This window comes from Pseudomonas sp. LJDD11, assembly GCF_024584215.1.
Taxonomy (GTDB): domain Bacteria; phylum Pseudomonadota; class Gammaproteobacteria; order Pseudomonadales; family Pseudomonadaceae; genus Aquipseudomonas.
This window is the reverse complement of the sequence record NZ_JANJFL010000074.1, coordinates 1-805: the sequence shown is the minus strand read 5'-3', so window position 1 is coordinate 805 and position 805 is coordinate 1. Positions and strand designations below refer to the sequence as shown.

At 54.2% G+C, this 805-nt stretch carries 2 protein-coding genes; both read right to left on the bottom strand.

The features are described 5' to 3' along the window. Window positions 1-218: glycosyltransferase family 2 protein (locus tag NRB16_RS28795; RefSeq protein WP_373568521.1), on the bottom strand; the 218-nt coding region annotated here is incomplete at its 3' end. Window positions 219-422: 204 nt separating this feature from the next. Continuing rightward, window positions 423-805, bottom strand: a 383-nt coding sequence (locus tag NRB16_RS28790) for a LysR substrate-binding domain-containing protein (protein WP_257107552.1), incomplete at its 5' end; no start/stop codon positions are given.

Below are 805 nucleotides of genomic sequence, written 5' to 3'. Positions count from 1 at the left end.
CTCTTGCGCTCGATCAGGTTGATCCAGTCCAGTGTGCGCAGGTATTCGGTGCTGTCATCGGCGGAATCGTTGTCCACCACCCAGACCTGGTGCGGGGTGTTGCCTAGATGCTGTTGCAATAGATCCAGGCATATCTTGGTGATTTCGAGCGTCTTGTAATTGACTATGGCAATGCTGAAGGTAGGTGTTTTATCAGATACAGAATCAGAATTGCTCATCGTCATGTACTCATTATTCGCTTGGACGCAGGCGCAAAAAGCGGTCTCGCATTTAATTGTTTCTTTATGTTTCCTGTAAGGCGCCCACGCAGACAGATCATAGCTATCTAGAATCAATAGCCATGTAACGAGGGTAATATCCTTAGGCAACTAGCAGGAAAAGTAGCGGGGGTATCCTATAATCCTGCGCCCGATACGTAAACCCTAATGGTTGCTGGCGCCCCATCCTTCGCGCACGGCTGTTCTGATCCCTTCCAGCAGCATCGCAAACGCCGGATTGTCGTTGTTTTCGGTCCAGATCAGATGCAGTTCGCTCTGCACGCCTTCCCCCAGATCAATATCCCGAAACACGACGTTCTTGAAGACCACGCTGGTTGCACAGCGCGGGACCAGTGCCAGCCCCATCCCCGCATTGACCAGCGCCAGTATGGTCAGTGACGAACCCAGCCATTGCACATATTCCGGGGCAACCCGTGCCGAGCGGAGCATGCCGGTCAGCAGCTCGTTGAAGGGCGGGTAGGCCGAGTGGGAGTACATCAGGAACGGCGGCGCACCCAGGTCCTGGACCGAAACGGTTGCGCTGCTGA